Annotated in this window: 15 protein-coding genes; 9 read left to right on the forward strand and 6 right to left on the reverse strand. The window is 68.4% G+C overall.

Features of this window, described 5'->3' with window-relative positions; translation table 11 throughout:
- Positions 1 to 523 precede the first annotated feature (523 nt).
- From AC3ERS_RS09380 to thpD, 5 genes are all read left to right on the forward strand, one after another.
- Complete coding sequence (locus tag AC3ERS_RS09380) at positions 524 to 1,234, forward strand: response regulator transcription factor (RefSeq protein WP_431965600.1); 711 nt, start codon at positions 524 to 526, stop codon at positions 1,232 to 1,234.
- Positions 1,235 to 1,352: 118 nt separating this feature from the next.
- Positions 1,353 to 1,937 carry a diaminobutyrate acetyltransferase gene (gene ectA, locus AC3ERS_RS09385; protein ID WP_431965602.1) on the forward strand — a complete coding sequence of 195 codons (585 nt, stop codon included), beginning with the start codon at positions 1,353 to 1,355 and terminating at the stop codon, positions 1,935 to 1,937.
- Complete coding sequence (ectB, locus tag AC3ERS_RS09390; protein WP_431965604.1) at positions 1,934 to 3,244, forward strand: diaminobutyrate--2-oxoglutarate transaminase; 1,311 nt, start codon at positions 1,934 to 1,936, stop codon at positions 3,242 to 3,244. Before ectA ends, ectB begins: the two co-directional genes overlap by 4 nt.
- Entirely contained in the window at positions 3,241 to 3,636 is a 396-nt protein-coding gene (locus AC3ERS_RS09395) for an ectoine synthase (protein ID WP_431965606.1), read from the forward strand. The genes ectB and AC3ERS_RS09395 overlap by 4 nt, the downstream gene beginning before the upstream one ends.
- Before the next feature lie 15 nt (positions 3,637 to 3,651).
- Positions 3,652 to 4,548: an ectoine hydroxylase gene (gene thpD / locus AC3ERS_RS09400; protein WP_431965608.1), complete on the forward strand. Its 897-nt coding sequence runs from the start codon at positions 3,652 to 3,654 to the stop codon at positions 4,546 to 4,548.
- A gap of 68 nt (positions 4,549 to 4,616) precedes the next feature.
- On the opposite strand, the gene AC3ERS_RS09405 is transcribed toward thpD, so the two are convergent.
- The gene (locus AC3ERS_RS09405) at positions 4,617 to 5,840 is read right to left on the reverse strand and encodes a hypothetical protein (protein ID WP_431965610.1); all 1,224 of its coding nucleotides are present in this window, start codon (positions 5,838 to 5,840) and stop codon (positions 4,617 to 4,619) included.
- Positions 5,840 to 6,061: a hypothetical protein gene (locus tag AC3ERS_RS09410; protein WP_431965612.1), complete on the reverse strand. Its 222-nt coding sequence runs from the start codon at positions 6,059 to 6,061 to the stop codon at positions 5,840 to 5,842. The genes AC3ERS_RS09405 and AC3ERS_RS09410 overlap by 1 nt, the downstream gene beginning before the upstream one ends.
- A 235-nt stretch (positions 6,062 to 6,296) precedes the next feature.
- Here AC3ERS_RS09410 and AC3ERS_RS09415 point away from each other — a divergent pair, with 235 nt between their 5' ends.
- On the forward strand, positions 6,297 to 8,348 hold the full coding sequence (locus AC3ERS_RS09415; RefSeq protein ID WP_431965614.1) for an AMP-binding protein: 2,052 nt from the start codon (positions 6,297 to 6,299) through the stop codon (positions 8,346 to 8,348).
- Here the strand turns inward: AC3ERS_RS09415 and AC3ERS_RS09420 are convergent, their stop codons facing one another.
- The gene (locus tag AC3ERS_RS09420) at positions 8,349 to 10,601 is read right to left on the reverse strand and encodes a serine/threonine-protein kinase (protein ID WP_431965616.1); all 2,253 of its coding nucleotides are present in this window, start codon (positions 10,599 to 10,601) and stop codon (positions 8,349 to 8,351) included.
- Positions 10,602 to 10,786: 185 nt separating this feature from the next.
- Positions 10,787 to 11,599, reverse strand: coding sequence for a 23S ribosomal RNA methyltransferase Erm (gene erm / locus AC3ERS_RS09425; protein ID WP_431965618.1), 813 nt, complete (start codon positions 11,597 to 11,599; stop codon positions 10,787 to 10,789).
- Between the two features lie 345 nt (positions 11,600 to 11,944).
- Between erm and ybiA the strand changes: the two genes are divergently transcribed.
- Positions 11,945 to 12,514 (forward strand): riboflavin biosynthesis intermediates N-glycosidase, encoded by a 570-nt coding sequence (gene ybiA, locus AC3ERS_RS09430; RefSeq protein ID WP_431965620.1) that lies wholly within the window; start codon positions 11,945 to 11,947, stop codon positions 12,512 to 12,514.
- Here the strand turns inward: ybiA and AC3ERS_RS09435 are convergent.
- Positions 12,508 to 13,656: a hypothetical protein gene (locus tag AC3ERS_RS09435; protein ID WP_431965622.1), complete on the reverse strand. Its 1,149-nt coding sequence runs from the start codon at positions 13,654 to 13,656 to the stop codon at positions 12,508 to 12,510. The genes ybiA and AC3ERS_RS09435 overlap by 7 nt on opposite strands.
- A gap of 425 nt (positions 13,657 to 14,081) precedes the next feature.
- Here AC3ERS_RS09435 and AC3ERS_RS09440 point away from each other — a divergent pair, with 425 nt between their 5' ends.
- Together AC3ERS_RS09440 and AC3ERS_RS09445 are read left to right on the forward strand one after the other, a co-directional pair.
- A complete protein-coding gene (locus tag AC3ERS_RS09440; protein ID WP_431965624.1) occupies positions 14,082 to 15,161 on the forward strand; it encodes an NAD(P)H-dependent amine dehydrogenase family protein in 1,080 nt (359 codons plus the stop codon).
- Positions 15,158 to 15,640, forward strand: a complete 483-nt coding sequence (locus AC3ERS_RS09445; protein WP_431965626.1) for a carboxymuconolactone decarboxylase family protein — start codon at positions 15,158 to 15,160, stop codon at positions 15,638 to 15,640. The genes AC3ERS_RS09440 and AC3ERS_RS09445 overlap by 4 nt, the downstream gene beginning before the upstream one ends.
- Before the next feature lie 7 nt (positions 15,641 to 15,647).
- On the opposite strand, the gene AC3ERS_RS09450 is transcribed toward AC3ERS_RS09445, so the two are convergent.
- Entirely contained in the window at positions 15,648 to 16,340 is a 693-nt protein-coding gene (locus AC3ERS_RS09450) for a hypothetical protein (RefSeq protein WP_431965628.1), read from the reverse strand.
- Positions 16,341 to 16,346: the final 6 nt, after the last annotated feature.

The raw sequence follows: 16,346 nt of genomic DNA on the forward strand, positions 1-16,346 counted from the left end.
TATCGGTCAGCTACCCGGCAGGGCACCCGGCAAACAGCTACCGAAGGCCCTTCCGGCGCTGCTCCGGGCGGTTTTGCCGCGCGCATTCGGCGGCCACCACCCGGGCGGCCGACTGTGTCGTAGATCACCGCCGACTTGCGATCGCCGCGCCCACCGGCAAGGGTGGAAAACCGGACGCACACCAGAAGCCCGGCAATCCGGACACGGAAAGGGAGCCGCAGATGCGTGGAACGGTGACGACGCTGTCGACACTGACTGTGGCCGCCGCACGGACCCCGGGCGACATCGTCGGTGTTGGCGAGCTCACCTCGCCGACCTGGATGCGCGTAATGGTCAGGTAAGACCAGCTCACGGCGGTCTTCGCGACCGTCAGGAGCGGCCCCCGCCGGCTACCCGATGTTTACCGAGCGGTCGCTACGGGTATTTGGGTGGTCGGCAAGCTGCTCGAAGCGGACTGTCGCGTCGTTGGGCATGCGATTTCCGCATCACGCCGCGCTTCCGCCTGTCTGCAAGGGATGAGGTCTTGAGCGCGAACCTGATGATCGTGGACGACGACGACCAGATCCGCGGGGCACTGCGGATAGCCATGGAGGACGAGGGGTACGACGTCGCCGAGGCGCACGAAGCCGAGGACGCGCTGACCCACCTGCGCAGCAACGGCGCCCCCGACGTGATGATCGTCGAGCTGATGCTCGGGGACATGGACGGATTCGATTGCATCCGGGAGATCCGCCGCGACCACGACGTGCCGATCATCGTGATCAGCTCGCGCGACGACACCCACGACGTGGTCGCCGCGCTCGAAGCGGGCGCCGACGACTTCGTCACCAAACCTTTCGAAATCAAGGAAATCTCCGCCCGCATGCGCGCATTGCGCCGCAGGGCGCGGCTGGCCGCCGAACGCGACGCGCCGCGCGAAACGGTGCTCGACGCATATCCGGCCGCGCCTCTGGTGCTCGACCGCGACGGCGGGGCGGTGCGCCGCGGCGACGAGGAAATTCGCTTGACCATCACCGAGTTTCGGCTCCTCTGCGAACTCGCGGAATCGCCGGGGCGTGTGCTCAGCCGCACACTGCTACTCGAACGTGTTTGGGACGACGGATTTTTCGGCGACGAACGCATTGTAGACGTCCATATGCGCCGGCTGCGCACCAAGATCGAACGCGATCCTTCCGATCCCTGCGTCGTGGTGACTGTGCGCGGTCTCGGATATCGCCTCGACGTGCAACGCTGATCACATTTTGTTTGGCCTCGTGATCTGTTCGTAATACAACCGCAAAGAGATCGACCACTTCAGCTCAAAGTTGGTTCGTAAGCCTGGATGAGTACTGCAGACCCGACCTGGGAGTTGTATGTCACTGCCAACCTTGTCCACGGAAACGATCGATCGCGCCGGCCTCGCGCCGGCATGGCGCAGATCCGACCGAATCGGTGCTCCGCTCCTGCGCGCGCCACAGCTGGGTGACGCCGCCCAGATCTGGCGAATCGCAAAGGATTCGCACGTGCTCGACACCAACTCGAGCTACGCGTACCTGCTGTGGTGTCGGGACTTCCCCGGAACCACCCTGGTCGCCGAGGTGGACGGCAGAGTCGTCGGCTTCGTCATCGGCTACCTGCGCCCGCAGGCGCCGGACACCGTATTCGTCTGGCAGGTGGCGGTTTCGCACAGCGAGCGCGGCCGGGGCACCGGTAGCGCGCTGATCGAGCGACTGCTCGACACCGTCGCCCCGCACGGGGTCACCGCGCTGGAAACCACCATCTCGCCGGACAATCCGGCCTCGGTCGCGATGTTCGCGGCAGTGGCCCGTCGCCGTGGCGCGCGAATGACCAAGCGCCCCTTGTTCGATCCTGATGTCTTCCCCGACAACCACGCCGCGGAAGACCTCTATCGCATCGTGCCGACCGCACAGCGAAAGCCCGAGAAGGAGCTTCGATGATCACCGCCGAAACCACCGTCTTCGAGTCCCTGGAGTCGAATGTGCGCGGCTACTGCCGCGCCTGGCCCACCGTGTTCACCACCGCGAAGGGCGCCTGGCTGCGCGACGAGGACGGCAAGGACTACCTCGACTTCTTCGCAGGCGCAGGCGCGTTGAACTACGGCCACAACAACCCGATCCTCAAGCAGCCGCTGCTGGACTACATCGCCGGTGACGGCATCACCCACGGCCTGGACATGTCCACCGCGGCCAAGCGCAAACTGCTGGAGACCCTCCGCGACACCGTCTTCGCTCCCCGCGACCTGGACTACAAGGTGCAGTTCCCCGGGCCGACCGGCGCCAATGCCGTCGAGGCCGCGCTCAAGCTGGCCCGCAAGGTGACCGGCAGGGAGACCATCCTCAGCTTCACCAACGCCTTCCACGGCATGACCCTCGGCGCGCTGTCGGTGACCGGCAACGCCGCCAAGCGCGCGGGCGCGGGCGTGCCGCTGGTGCACGCGGCGCACATGCCCTACGACGGCTACTTCGACAACACCACCGCCGACTTCCAGTGGATGGAGAGGGTACTCGACGACTCGTCCTCGGGCTTCGACCGTCCCGCCGCGGTCATCGTGGAGACGGTGCAGGGCGAGGGCGGCGTGAATGTCGCTCGCGCGGAATGGCTTCGGCACCTCGCCAAGCTGTGCGAGGAGCGCGAGATCCTGCTGATCGTCGACGACGTGCAAATGGGCTGCGGCCGGACCGGTCCGTTCTTCTCCTTCGAGGTCGCCGGGATCACCCCCGACATCGTGACGCTGTCCAAGTCGATCGGCGGCTACGGATTGCCCATGGCGCTGGTGCTTTTCAAGTCCGAGCTGGACCAGTGGGCGCCCGGCGAGCACAACGGCACCTTCCGCGGCAACAACCCCGCCTTCGTCACCGCGCAGACCGCGCTGCAGCACTACTGGTCCGACGACACGCTGGAGAACGCGACACAGGCCAAGGGCACCCGCATCGCGCACGCGCTCGGCGAGGTCGCCGATCACTTCCCCGGCCTGTCGACCCGCGGCCGCGGCCTGGTGCACGGCATCGCCTTCGACGACCCGTCGCAGGCGGGCAAGGTCTGCCAGGTGGCCTTCGAACGCGGCCTGCTGGTGGAGACCTCCGGTTCGACCGACGAGGTGGTGAAGCTGTTGCCGCCGTTGACGATCACCGACGAGGAACTCGACTACGGTCTGCAGCTGCTCACCGGCGCCATCGACACGGTGTGCACCGGCTGGGGCCGTCTGCACCACCGCGGCCCGGCCGAGGGAGGTGAGCTGCGGTGATCGTGCGCAGCACCGCGGGGATCACCGGCACCGACCGCGACGTCGCGGGCACCGGCTGGCGCAGCAAGCGGATCGTGCTCGGCGGCGACGGTGTCGGCTTCTCCTTCCACGAGACCACCATCGAGGAAGGGACCGTGCACGAGTTCCACTACCGCCACCACGTGGAAGCGGTGTGGTTGATCGAGGGCGAGGGCACACTCACGGACTTGGACAACGACGTCACCTACGAGCTCGCCCCCGGCTCCATGTACCTGCTCGACGGGCACGAACGCCATCGTCTCGAGGTGCGCAGCGCCATGCGGATGATGTGCGTGTTCAACCCGCCGGTCACCGGGCAGGAGGTTCACGACAGCAACGGCGTCTACCCGCTTGTCGCGGCGCCGGTCGGCTGAGAGGAGCGGCGAGAAGTGTTACCACAGACCATCGAGCGCGACGAGGTCGAGCGCATCGATCGGTATCCCACCCGCACCGGGGCGCGCACCGCGCACATCGAACGACCCGATCCGACGGTGTGGGGCAGGATCGAGTCCGAGGAGCTGACCACCTTCGACCGCGACGGCTTCGCGGTCGTCGAGGATCTGCTCGGCCCCGACGAGGTGGCGTTGTTCGGCGCCGAGATCAGCAGGCTCGCCGCTGATCCTGCGCTGGCCGAGGACGACCGGCTCATCGTCGAGAAGGCCTCCCGGCGGGTCAGGTCCATCTTCGAGGTGCACAAGCTCAGCGGCGCGGTCGCCGATCTGGTGCGCGAATCGCGGGTGGCCGGATTGGCCAGGCAGGTGCTGGGTTCGGAGGTCTACCTGCACCAAACCCGGATCAACTACATGCCGGGCTTTCGCGGCACGGGCTTCTACTGGCACTCGGATTTCGAGACCTGGCACGCCGAGGACGGGATGCCGAGCCCGCGCGCGGTGAGCCTGTCCATCGCGTTGACCGACAACCACCCGGTCAACGGGAGCCTGATGGTGATGCCGGGCTCGCACCGCACCTTCGTGCCGTGCCACGGCAGCACGCCCGCCGAGCACTATCGGGAGTCGTTGCAGGAGCAGGAGATCGGGGTGCCGAGCACCGACGACATCGCGACGCTGGCGAGCAAGTACGGCATCATGCAGTTCACCGGTCGGGCGGGGTCGGCGCTGCTGTTCGACTCGAACATCATGCACGGCTCGTCCAACAACATCACCCCCTTTCCTCGCTCGAACATCTTCCTGGTGTTCAACAGCGTGGAGAACGTCTTGGAGGAGCCGTTCGCCGCACCGGCGCGGCGACCCACCTACATCGGCAGCCGGGATTTCACGCCGGTGTAGGCGGACCTGTCGCCGCGCACTGCGTGATCCGGCACCACGCAGTGCGCGGCGCGGCACCGAGACGAGCCTCAGCCGTAGATGTTCATCGTGACCGTGAGGGTGGCGAGGCGGGTGTCCAGCCGGAGCTGGTGAACCCGTCGTTCGAGCGTCTCACGGTCCGCGGCAGGCAGCTTCGCCCACGCCTCGCCGAGTCGGGTCTGCGTTTCGGCGTCGATCTCGGCGAGGATGCGCAGCAGCGCGGGCCAGAGCCTGGCCTCGGTGACGATCGCGGGCAGCTCGACGAGCAGCGAGTCGTCCGATTCGAAAAGCCGCCTGCCCCAGCGCCGCGTCGCCTCGGCGTCGGTGCGCTCCAAGAGGTTCACCAGCCCGCGCAGTGTCGAGGTTTCGGGCCGCTCGGCGACCTCGGCCACCAGCGCCGATATGACGGCGTGGTCGCCGGTGACCGGATTGGCGGCCAGTGTGTCCAGCGCCGAGGGGCCGAGATGCCCGATGAACGTGAGCAATTCGCGGATCGCGCCCGCCTCGACGGCGACCCGGACGATGTCGGCGTTCTGCTCGGCCGAGCCGACGTCGAAGAGGATGTCGCCGAGCGCGGCGATCACATCCTCGTCGCAGCGCGCGAACACCGACAGCGCGATCAACCGCAGCTCCGCGGAGCCGGACAAGACGGTGGCGGTCAGGCGCGGGATTCGTTGGGTGGGACCGTGCAACATGTGCCGGATGATGGCGCTGATGTTCGCGCCCGAATAGGCGTAGGCGGCCGACCGGATCATGCCCTCGTCGTCGGTCACCCCGGCTTCCACGGCGCGGATGAGAGTCGGTGTGGCATAGGCGAGGAACGGACCGGCGGTGACGTAGTCGCCGCGGCGCAGCAGCTCGTTGGTGATGGCGACGACCGGCCCTGGCGGCGCGACGTCGGCCAGCGCGCCGACCGTGCGCGGATCCACGTACGGCACGCAGTCCGCGGCGTAGGAGACGTCGAGCATGGCGAGTGCCTCGGCGGCTTTCTTCGGATGCTGGACGCCGACCGCGCCCGCGGCGCGCCCCGCCATCGTCGGCGGCACCACGCGCCGGACCAACGGCAGCGAGATGCTCAGCGGAATCACCGGAACCAGCATGGCGAGGCGCCGGAAGGTGGCCGCGTGTTCGTCGAAGATCCGGCTCGCGACGCGCTGTTGCAGTTCGTGTAGCCGTGCGGCGCCGAGTTTCTCGAGGTGTGCGAGGCGCTCGGCGGGGACGTGCAGGGTGCGGGCGAGCAGGACGATCTGGGCCCTGATGACCAGGTCGCTCATCAGCCGAGCCGGTTTCCGAACATGATCTTCTTCGCCGCCGTGCGCAGCGGCCACGGCAAGGCGCCCACGATCGCGTCGACGGAGTCGGCGAGAGTGGCGGTCTCGGTGCGCAGCGCGGCGTCGACCGCTGCGGCCAAGTCTCCGATCTCCTGATCGGTCAGCAGATCGAGGGCCGCTAGCGGTCCGCCCAATTCGCGCTCCAGGTCGGCTCTGGCGGTCATCGTTCTCCCGTCGTGCGGCCCCGTCGACCTGGCGCGGCCGCGAAGCTTTTCTCGATCACATTGTGCAGGTCCGCACGAAATACGGGACGGATTCCCAAATTTGGACATTTGACCGAAAAGTCACCGGCACGTCCCTGGCGCAACACCGGGCCTTGACCTAACTGTTACCTGTCGGTACAAATACGTGACCACGCCGATCCGCGCACGCGGATGGGCCGGAGAGAAATGCACACAGTTGGTTACCGATGTCATCACCGTTGATGCCGAGTACGCGGTCGACCGCACGGCGATGTGGGATCTGCTCACCGAGACGCAGACCTACTCGCGAATGTTTCAGGGGGTCGGATCGTGTGAGCGCGCCGAAACATCAGAAACGCAAACGGTTCTGATAATCCGCGCCGGTGGACCCGACATCGACATCACCGTACCGCCCATTCATCTCGTTGTCGCGCGGAAGCGCGAAGTTCTCGAATTGCAGTGTCCCGGCGCGGGCGGATTCGCCTCGGTGCGGCTGCGCGGCGACACGCGGCACACCCGGGTCACGGTGACCTATGTCGGTGTGGGACGGGTACATCCGAGCATCGCCGCGTTCGACAAGTCGCAGGTGATCGCCTGGACCAAGGCGGGCATGGACCGGATCGCCGACGTGGTGCGCGCTGCGCCGACCTCAGTGCTGGTCAACGGCGAGGACTCCGTGGCGCGCTTGCAGGTCGGCATCGCCAGACAGCTGCTCAGCACCGGCGTCGTGCGCAGTTACCGGCCCGACCGCGGTCTGAAACAGCTGGGCGGACTGGCCAAGTGGGGCTTCACGCTCGCGGGCGGCTACGCGGCCGCCGCGGCCTACACCCCCAATCGACCCGCTCTCGTCGACGCGCACACCACCTACAGCTTCACCGAGGTGCACAGCCGCACCCATCGGCTCGCCGGTGCGCTGGTGGCGCTGGGGATGGGGGAGGGCAGCGCGATCGGCGTGCTCTGCCGCAACAGCGCCGCGATGGTCGAGTGCATGGTCGCCGCGGGCAAGGTCGGCATCGACGCCCTGCTGATCAACACCGGACTCTCGGCGCGCCAGATCCGCGACCTGGTCGAAAAGCACGAACTCGCCGCGATATTCCGCGACGACGAGTTCGATCCGCTGCTGCGGTCGGTGGCACCGGAGCTGCCACGCTACTCGACCTCGGACCCGTATCAGGGCGGCCCGGCGACGGTCGACGACCTGGTCGCGTGGGACACCCCGCCGTTCACCAGACCCGCGCAGCCGGGACGACTGATCGTGCTCACCTCGGGCACCAGTGGCGCGCCGAAGAGCGCACGCCGCCCGCAGCCCAAGGGTTTCGGCACCGTCGCCGCCCTGCTCTCGCGCATCCCGTTCCGGATGGACGAGACGATGCTCATCCCGGCGCCGCTGTTTCACACCTGGGGTCTGGCCGCGCTGCAGATCAGCACGCCGATCCGGGCGAGCGTGCTGCTCACCGAACGCTTCGACGCCGAGGAATGCCTGCGCCTGATCGACGAATACCGCGTCAGCGCGATGGTCGTGGTGCCGGTGATGGTGAACCGCATCCTGGACCTGCCCGCACACGTCAAGGCCCGCTACGACACCTCGAGCCTGCGGATCGTGGCCAGTTGCGGTGCGCCGCTCGCGGGTTCGGCCGTGCTGCGGTTCATGGACACCTTCGGCGACGTCCTCTACAACATCTACGGCTCCACCGAAGTGTCCTGGGCGACCATCGCCGACCCCGCCGATCTGCGCGCCGCGCCGACCACCGCGGGCCGCCCGCCGCTCGGCACGAAAGTCGCGGTGCTGGACCCGGATCTGCGCCCGGTGCCGCGCGGGGTGACCGGACGCATCTTCGTCAACAACCACATGCTCTTCGACGGCTACACCGATGCCGCGCCGCCCACCGAATCCGGCGGCATGCTCGACACCGGCGATCTCGGGTACGTCGACGCGGACGGTCTGGTGTACGTCGCGGGCCGCGACGACGAGATGATCATCTCCGGCGGCGAGAACGTCTTCCCGCGCCCGGTGGAGGAGGCGCTGCTGCGCCTCCCACAGGTCAGCGAGGTGGCCGTGGTCGGCGTGCCCGACCGGGAGTTCGGCCAGCGCCTCGCCGCGTTCGTGGTGACCCGCGAGGGTTCCCGGCTCGACCGCGACATGGTGCGCGACTACATCCGGCATCGGCTCAGCCGGTTCTCCGTGCCGCGCGACGTGACCTTCCTCGACGCCCTGCCGCGCAACGCCACCGGCAAGATCCTCAAGCGCGCCCTGGTGCAGCCCGGCTGATCACCGCGGGACGATGCGCTGCAACGCCACCAGATCCTTCTCCAGCATCCGGAACAACCAGTACACGCCGACGAAGGCCGCGGCGCTGCCGACGCACAGCACCCGCAGCGCCACGATGACCGACGGAATGTCCTCGGCGGGAATGAAGGTCGCGCCCGCGACACCGAGCAGCGGCACCGCGGCGGCGAGGGCGAGGAAGTAGTTGCTGCGCCGGTCCAGCGTCTCGAGCTGGTCGGCGTCCGCGCGGCCGAGACCGCCGTGCGGCAGGAACATCGGATACAGGCTGCGCACCGCGTAGAAGCTGACCAGGAAGTACGGGTAGGCCATCGCGATCGCGCCGCACACGATCTGGGTGACGAAGAAGTGCAGGTAGGCGTCTGTGGTGAGTCGACTGCCCGAAGCCTGCACCGTCACCGGCACGACGATGCCGGACAACGCCCACAGCCCGAAGCAGGTCAGCACGTTGCGCTGCGCGAGTCGCAAGGTGTCCGAGCGCGCCTTGGCGAGCCGGGCCGCGTCGTACTCGCGCCCGCGGTGCAGCCCGAAGGCGATGAACATGGGCCCGGCGATCAGCACATTGGTGACGATGAAGCCGATCAGGAAGCACAGGCCGTAGACGTTCGGCGCGATCTCGCCGAATTGCCGCTGGGCTTGTTCGTCCATCTTGTCGATGATCAGCGTCCGGTTGTGCTGGTAGCTGTAGAAGATGGCGAACGAGTTCGGGATACCGATGGCGACGGCCATGACCGGAACGATCCACAGCCGGGCCCGCAGTCGCCAGCTGCCGGGCGGCGGATCGACCAGGTCGCGGGCGCGGGCGTCCAGGCAGACGTCGAACTGCTGGGCCATGTCCGCGCCGGTCGCCCAGCGGCGGTCGGGATCGGGTTCGAGCGCCCGCACCAGTGCGCGGCGCAGCGCGGCCGGGCAATCCGGCGGCAGATCCTCGTAGGGCAGCGCGTCCGGGCCCGCGGCGCGGCGGCCCAGCATGCCGTCCAGGGTGGTGCGGTCGCCTCCGGTCACCGACTCGTCGTGGAAGGGCTTGCTTCCGGTCAACAGCTCCCACAACACCACGGCGAGCGAGTACAGATCGCTGCGGGTATCGAGATCGGCCGCCGTGGTGGACATGTCGGGATGCACCGCCGCCAGCTGCTCCGGCGACATGTACGCCAGCGATCCGCCGAAATAGGCCACCGGGCTGGCGCCGGAGACGTTGCCGCTGAAGCTGATGTTGAAATCGGCGAGCTTCGGAATCCCCTCCGCGGTCAGCAGGACGTTGGCGGGTTTGATGTCGCGGTGCAGTACTCCGCTCCGGCCCGCGTAGTCGAGCGCCTCGGCCAGCCTGCGGCCGAGCCAGGCGATGGTCTCCGGCCACGACAACGTGGCCAGTTCGGCGCGCACCGACGACTCGACCGGAGTGATCTCGCCCTTCGCCGCCAGCACCGCGTCGATGACCTCCAGCATCATCGCGCCGCTGCGTTCGGCGGGCGGCGTCACGCGCACCCGCTCCAGCACCGAATACAGTGTGCCGCCCGGCACGTACTGCATGTAGAGCAGGCGCAACCGGCGGGAAGGCAGCACCCGTTGATCGAAGACCCGCACGATGTACTCGTGGTCGAGCTGGGCCAAGGTCTGCGGCTCCGTGCCCTTGTTCTGCGAGATCTTCAACGCGACCAACCGCTGCATGGACCGTTGCCTGGCCAGGAACACCTTGGCGAAGGCGCCGCGGCCGAGGCTGGTCATCAGGTCGAAGTCGTCGATGCGCTGGCCGACGTCGATGTCGTCGAGGCCCACCGGTTCGGTGGCGGCCGTCATCATCGTGCTGTGATAGTCGTCGGTCGCCAGCATCTCCGAAAGCTCCTGGGCCTGAGCCGGATACGCCGAGGTGTACTCACCGACCTGCACCGAGCTGCCCGCGTTCCTGCGCACGTGGAACTCCTCGTAGATGAGGTCGGGCGGCAACGGCCAGGTGCTCAGCTCGGGCAGTTCCGCGACGTACTCCGCGAGGCGCTTGGGTTCGGTGTTGCGCGACCACCGGTTCACCAGATCGACCTTGATCAGCTCGATCAGCGACACCCGGCGGATGGCGGGAGAGTCGGGCAGGAAGGCGGGCAGGTCCGGCGGCGTCGGCCCGTCCCGCCACGCCTCCGCGAACCGGGCCACCACCTCGGCGACACCGGTGCCGCGCCCCGCCACGGCGGGCGACGAGCCCCCCGCGACCGCCGCCCCCGGTACGGGTGTAGCGGGGTGCGCCATCTCCGCATACTATCGCCGCGCCGGGGCGGCGACCCGCGCATTCTGGAACGAGATCGGTGAACCGAGGGCCGGTCCTCCGGAAAACCTGCCGTGTGCAGGACGCCGATCCGGCAACGTCGCGCGGCCGGGCGACTGGCGAACAGCCGGTTCGCGGCAACGGATGGCGACCGACCACCGCACGTGCGTCACAACAGCGCCCGATGGAGGTCGATCCACCGCGCCGGATCGACGGTTCCCACCGGTTCGTCGACCGGCACGCCCGCGGTCCGGCACGCCGCACGCACCCGCCGGGACGGGAACTCGGTCGCCAGGGACGCGGCCAGCGAGCCGCCGACGCCGGAGAAGCCCAGCTCGACCAGCCGCCGATACTCCCGCAGCGCGCCAGGCCCGAGCAGCGGTCGCGGCCGGTTGCGCAGATGCAGCACCGCCGAGTCCACCCGCGGCACCGGCCGGAAGCACGTGCGGTCCACGCGCGGGCCGAGCGCGAACTCGGTGATCGGCCAGTGCGTGATCGTCAGCTTGCTCCAGCGTCCGTAGCCGCCGGAGTGCTTGCGCGCGAATTCCCGCTGGGTCAGCAGGGTGGCCGAGGTCAGGTGTCGCGCGGCCAGACACCAGCGAACGATGTCGGTTGTGCTGGCGAACGGGATGTTGGCGACGACCGCGAACGGCTCACGCGGCGCGGTCACCGCCCGGAAATCCGCCTGGAAACAGCGGACCCTGGCGTCGCCCGTGTAACGCTTGCGCAGCAGCGCCGCATAGTGCGGGTCGATCTCGTAGGCCAGCACGCGACCGGCCGCGTCGGCCAGCTGACGGGTCAACATGCCCGAGCCGGGGCCGATCTCGAGCACGAGGTCTTCGGCGCCGATACCCGACGCGCGCACCAGCAGGCGCGCGGTGCCCGCGTCGGCGAGGAAGTTCTGGCTCAGCCGCTTGCGCGGGCCGATGCCGGGGTGGTCGCGCGCGTCGCGGGCGCGCGGCAGGGAACGATTGCGGGACATGGGTGTCCTCCGAACGGAGTGGCCGAATCAGGAAAAGGTGATTCGCCCGGACCCATGCCAGGGCACATGCGACAGACCGCCGAGTGCGGTCGTCGGGCGGCGCGATCAGCGCCGAGAGAGCCGGATCAGAGTGATACCGGAGCGGTGCGGTCCGCTGGCAAGGCCCAGGCCTCCGCGCGCAGCCGGATGAAGTACGCGCCGACCGCGCACGCTCCGTTGATGCCTGGACCTCCCATGGCCGCCAACCTACCGAGCCGCCCGGACCCGATGCCACTTCTTTTTCCGGCGCCCCGGGTCTCGATTAATCGGAGGCGTTGGCCGTGCCGGTCGGGCAGACTCGCGGCCATGCGTTCGGTCGAGGATCTGATCCGTTTCAAAGCGGCGGGTGGCGCCGTGAAGTATCTGCCGTTCTGGGGCCATCGTCCGCAGGCCGACGGCAGTGTCGGCAAGGGCTGCTTCAGTCAGTGGTGGCCCGCGCCGTTCGAGGCGCACGGCGCATTGTTCCCGACGGCCGAGCACTACATGATGTGGCGCAAGGCGCTGCTGTTCGGCGACGCCGAGACCGCGGCGAGAGTGCTCACCGTCGAGCACCCCAAGCAGGCGAAGGACCTGGGCCGCCTGGTGCACGGCTTCGACGAGAAGCGCTGGGAAGCCGAGCGTTTCGAGATCGTCGTCGCCGGAAATCTGGCGAAGTTCGGCAGCAACGACGATCTGCGCCGATTCCTGCTCGGCACCCGCGACCGCGTGCTCGTCGAGGCCAGCCCGGTGGACCGGATCTGGGGAATCGGGTTGGCCGCCGATCACCCCGATTTCGCGGAGCCGACGCGCTGGCGTGGAGCCAACCTGCTCGGTTTCGCGCTGATGCGGGTGCGAGAGGAGTTGCGGGAAAGGGACGAGCCGAGCGCGGTTCAGTAGGGGCCGACGGCCTGACCGGCTTCGGCGGCTCGCTCTTCGGCCGCGCGGGCGCGCCACATTCGGGCTTCCGCATGATCCCCTCGCCGGTCGAGCAGTTCGGCGAGCCCGGCCATCGCGCGCAGGTCCCGCAGTTCGGCGGATGTGCGCCACCAGCCTTCGGCCGCGACGAGATCACCGCGCCGGAACAGCACGACGCCGAGATCGTAGCCCGCGCCGGGATGCCCGGCCTGGGCCGCCTGCGCCCAGAGTCCGCACGCCTGGTCTTCCTCGCCGCGGCCGAACATGGCGACCCCGAGATCGTAGAGCGCGCCGCGATATCCGGTCTCGGCTCCGCGTTCGGTGGGCAGTCGGCGCTCGTCGGAGTCGCCGAGCGGATCGGCCGTGGCCACGGTGGACCCGGGTGTTTCCGGTACGGCCGTCGGCGAATGCCGGTTTGTCGCAGTGTTTTCCATGTCCTCGACGTGCGCTGGTGCGGCGATGGTTCTCCTCGGCGTGGTGGTCGCGGAGGACGACGTCGCGGCGTATCCGGCCGGCGTGCCGTTGGGATACGGCACGGAGCTCGGAGTCACGGCGGCCGGCATTTCGGTGTTCGTAATTGTTTCTGCCACAGGTTCTTTCGGTGTTTCGACAACGGGGGCGGCCGTGGTACCCAGACCGACGACCAAATTGGCGAAGTTGGGCGGCCCCTCGCCGACGCTGCACCACAGCGCGATCCGGCCGTCCGGGGTGTCTTCGACGAGGATGCCGTAGTTGCCCATCCACGAGCGCTGCACGCCGGAGCGGTCCACCCAGACCGGCGTGAGCGTGAACAGCGCGTCGGGTCCGGTCGGCACGAGCGTCACGGTGGTGCCGCGGGCAAGCGCGTCGCTCCACAGGTCGATGCCTTCGAGCTTGCGCCCTTCGAGGTCGATGTACCCGTCGATCACGGAAAGGCCCATGCCGTGGCCGCGCAGTCCGGCGGGCGGCGCCGCGGACAGCAGCGTCATGCTGAGCAGGGTGGTGGCGTGCCCGAACCGCTCGGTGTACATCGGGTAGACCATGCTGCCGTTCCAGCGAATCGGATCGGCGCTCCGATAGCGCGCGGCGAGAGGTGGGTCGGTGGCCGAATTCTGGGCATGCCACTGCGAATACGGCTCGTTCATGTGCTGGCGTCCCGCCTTTCCGCCGGATGCTCGTCCTCATCTGCGCCTCACGGCGGGCTATACCGTACTAGCCGAGACCACCGTCGGCGGCCCAATCCGGCGCCGATCGGCCCTCGCGCGCAGGACTGTTACGAAGATGAGTTCTTTGCCCGCTCCGGAGGCGATTTCGCGGCGTGGCACGCGGCGCCGGATCCTTCCCGAAACCGGGCGCGATACGAGAGAAGTGCGTGTAACTTCAGGTTACATGTAACCTCGGGTTGCAGATAATGTTCTTCCGATTTCGAAGATGCCGAGCGGCTGACGCGCCATCATCGGGCGCTTGATGGTCCTCACGGTACCCCAAGCACACCGATCCCGCCCACCGAAAGTGAGCTCGATCTCGCGAACCGGCGGACACCGAACCAAGCGCTTGCTACGCTCGCGCGATGATCCCCACGATCGTCTGGGGCACCGGCAATGTCGGCCGCGCCGCCATTCGTGCCGTCGACGCCCACCCGGCGCTGGAACTGTCCGGCGTGCTCGTCCACGATCCCGCCAAGGTCGGGCGCGACGCGGGCGCGCTCGCCGATCTCGACCGCGAACTGGCCGTCACCGCCACCGACGACATCGATGCGGTGCTCGCCGGCCGCCCCCGCGCAGTCGTCTACGCCGCCTCGGGCGACGTTCGGCCCGGCGACGCCCTCGCCGACATCGTGCGTGCCATCCGCGCGGGCGCTGTCGTCGTCACCCCGGCGCTCTACGCCCTCTACGACCCGCGCAGCGCGCCAACGGAATTGCGCGATCCGGTGCTGGCCGCCATCACCGAGGGCGGCGGGTCGCTGTTCGTCTCGGGCGTCGACCCCGGCTGGGGCAACGACGTGCTGCCTCTGCTGGTCAGCGGACTCGCGAGCACGGTGGACGTGGTGCGCTGCCAGGAGATCTTCGACTACACCACCTACGACCAGCCCGACTCGGTCCGCTACCTCGTCGGCATGGGCCAGCCGATGGACTACCAGCCGCCGATGCTCGCCCCGACGGTGCCGACCATGGTGTGGGGCGGGCAGATTCGGCTGATGGCCCGCGCTCTCGGAGTGGAACTCGACGAGATCCGCGAGACCCTGGACCGGCGCGCGCTGGAGACCACCGTGCAGACGGCGAAGATGGGCGAGTTCGCGGAGGGCACCCAGGGCGCGGTGCGTTTCGAAGTGCAGGGCATCGTCGGCGGCGAACCGCGCATCGTCATCGAGCACGTGACCCGCATCCACGCCTCCTGCGCACCCGACTGGCCCGCGCCGCCCGACGGCGACGGCGCCCACCGGGTGATCATCGAGGGCCGCCCGCGCATCGAGGTGACGGTCGAGGCCGCCGACGAGGGCGGCAATCGCTCCGCAGGAGGCAACGCCACCGCGGTGGGCAGGCTGGTCGGCGCGATCGACTGGCTCGTCGCCGCGGAACCAGGACTCTACGACGCACTCGACGTCCCGCTGCGCCCAGCGGTCGGCAAACTCGGAAGGAAACACCCATGATCGTCGACATCCCCGAGGGCAAGGATCCCATCGGCTACGTGTGGGGCGAGATGGTCCCCGGCATCGGCATCGCCGCGTCCGGCTTCTCGCTCGCGGTATACGAGCACAGCACGCTGGGCCTGCGCGAGTTCGAGGCGGCCCGGCTGCGCATCGCCCAGATCAACGGGTGCATCTTCTGTCTGGACTGGCGCACCGAGCGCGACGGCGTCAAGGTCGAGGAGGAATTCGCCGACGCGGTGACCGACTGGCGCACCACCGACGCTTTCGACGACCGCACCCGCCTGGCCGCCGAGTACGCCGAACGCTACGCTACCGACCACCACAATCTGGACGAGGAATTCTGGGTGCGGATGAAGGCTCACTACAGCCAGACCGAAATCGTGGAGCTCAGCATGAGCATCGGTTCCTGGCTCGCGTTCGGGCGGCTGAATCACGTACTCGGCCTGGACACCGCCTGCGTGCTGCCCGGCCACTCCTGATTCCGGTCTATTTCCCTTCCCGAATCCACTCCACGCGGTCCAGCGTCGACCAATCGTCGTTGGCCCATTCCCAGATCAGCTGCGCGACAAGGCGTGGATCGGAGAACACCGCGGCGAAGAAATGGTCGGTGTGGGCGCTGTCGTGGATTTCCAGGGTGTAACTGGTCGGCGCGTCACGGTAGGTCTGGATGAAAGTCTCCCGGTCGGCGGTGCGGCTGGCGATCAGAAACGGCGTCGAAGCGAGTTCGGCGAGCTTCGGAATCCACGAGAACACTTGGCTTTTCGTCATCGAGCGATAGTTGCGTTCGCCGCCGATATCGACATCGACGACGCGGAATTCCGGCGCCGGAGTGAGGGTGCGCTGGAGCCCGTCGTACAGCTCGTAGTCGAAACCCGTGATCAGATCCTCGAGCAGCTGCCGGACCGGACCTGCCGCGTAGTCCACCGCCGACCCCCTGCTCCGCCGACGATCCAGATCGTCGGCGGCGGTGACACGGACCGCGGCGCCCGCCGCCTCGATCCGTATGGCGGCGTGCCGCCGCGCGGCCGGGATCGCCGCATTCCACGCCACCAACCCGGCGAGCACGACGATCCGTAGATCGTCGTCGACGGGCCGCCCCTGTTGTGACCGGAAATAGGACGGCACTTCGACCGCCGATGCGACGACCCCCGCGGGTACGACGACGTACTCGTAACTCACCCAACC

The sequence above is a fragment of the Nocardia sp. bgisy134 genome (assembly GCF_057708325.1).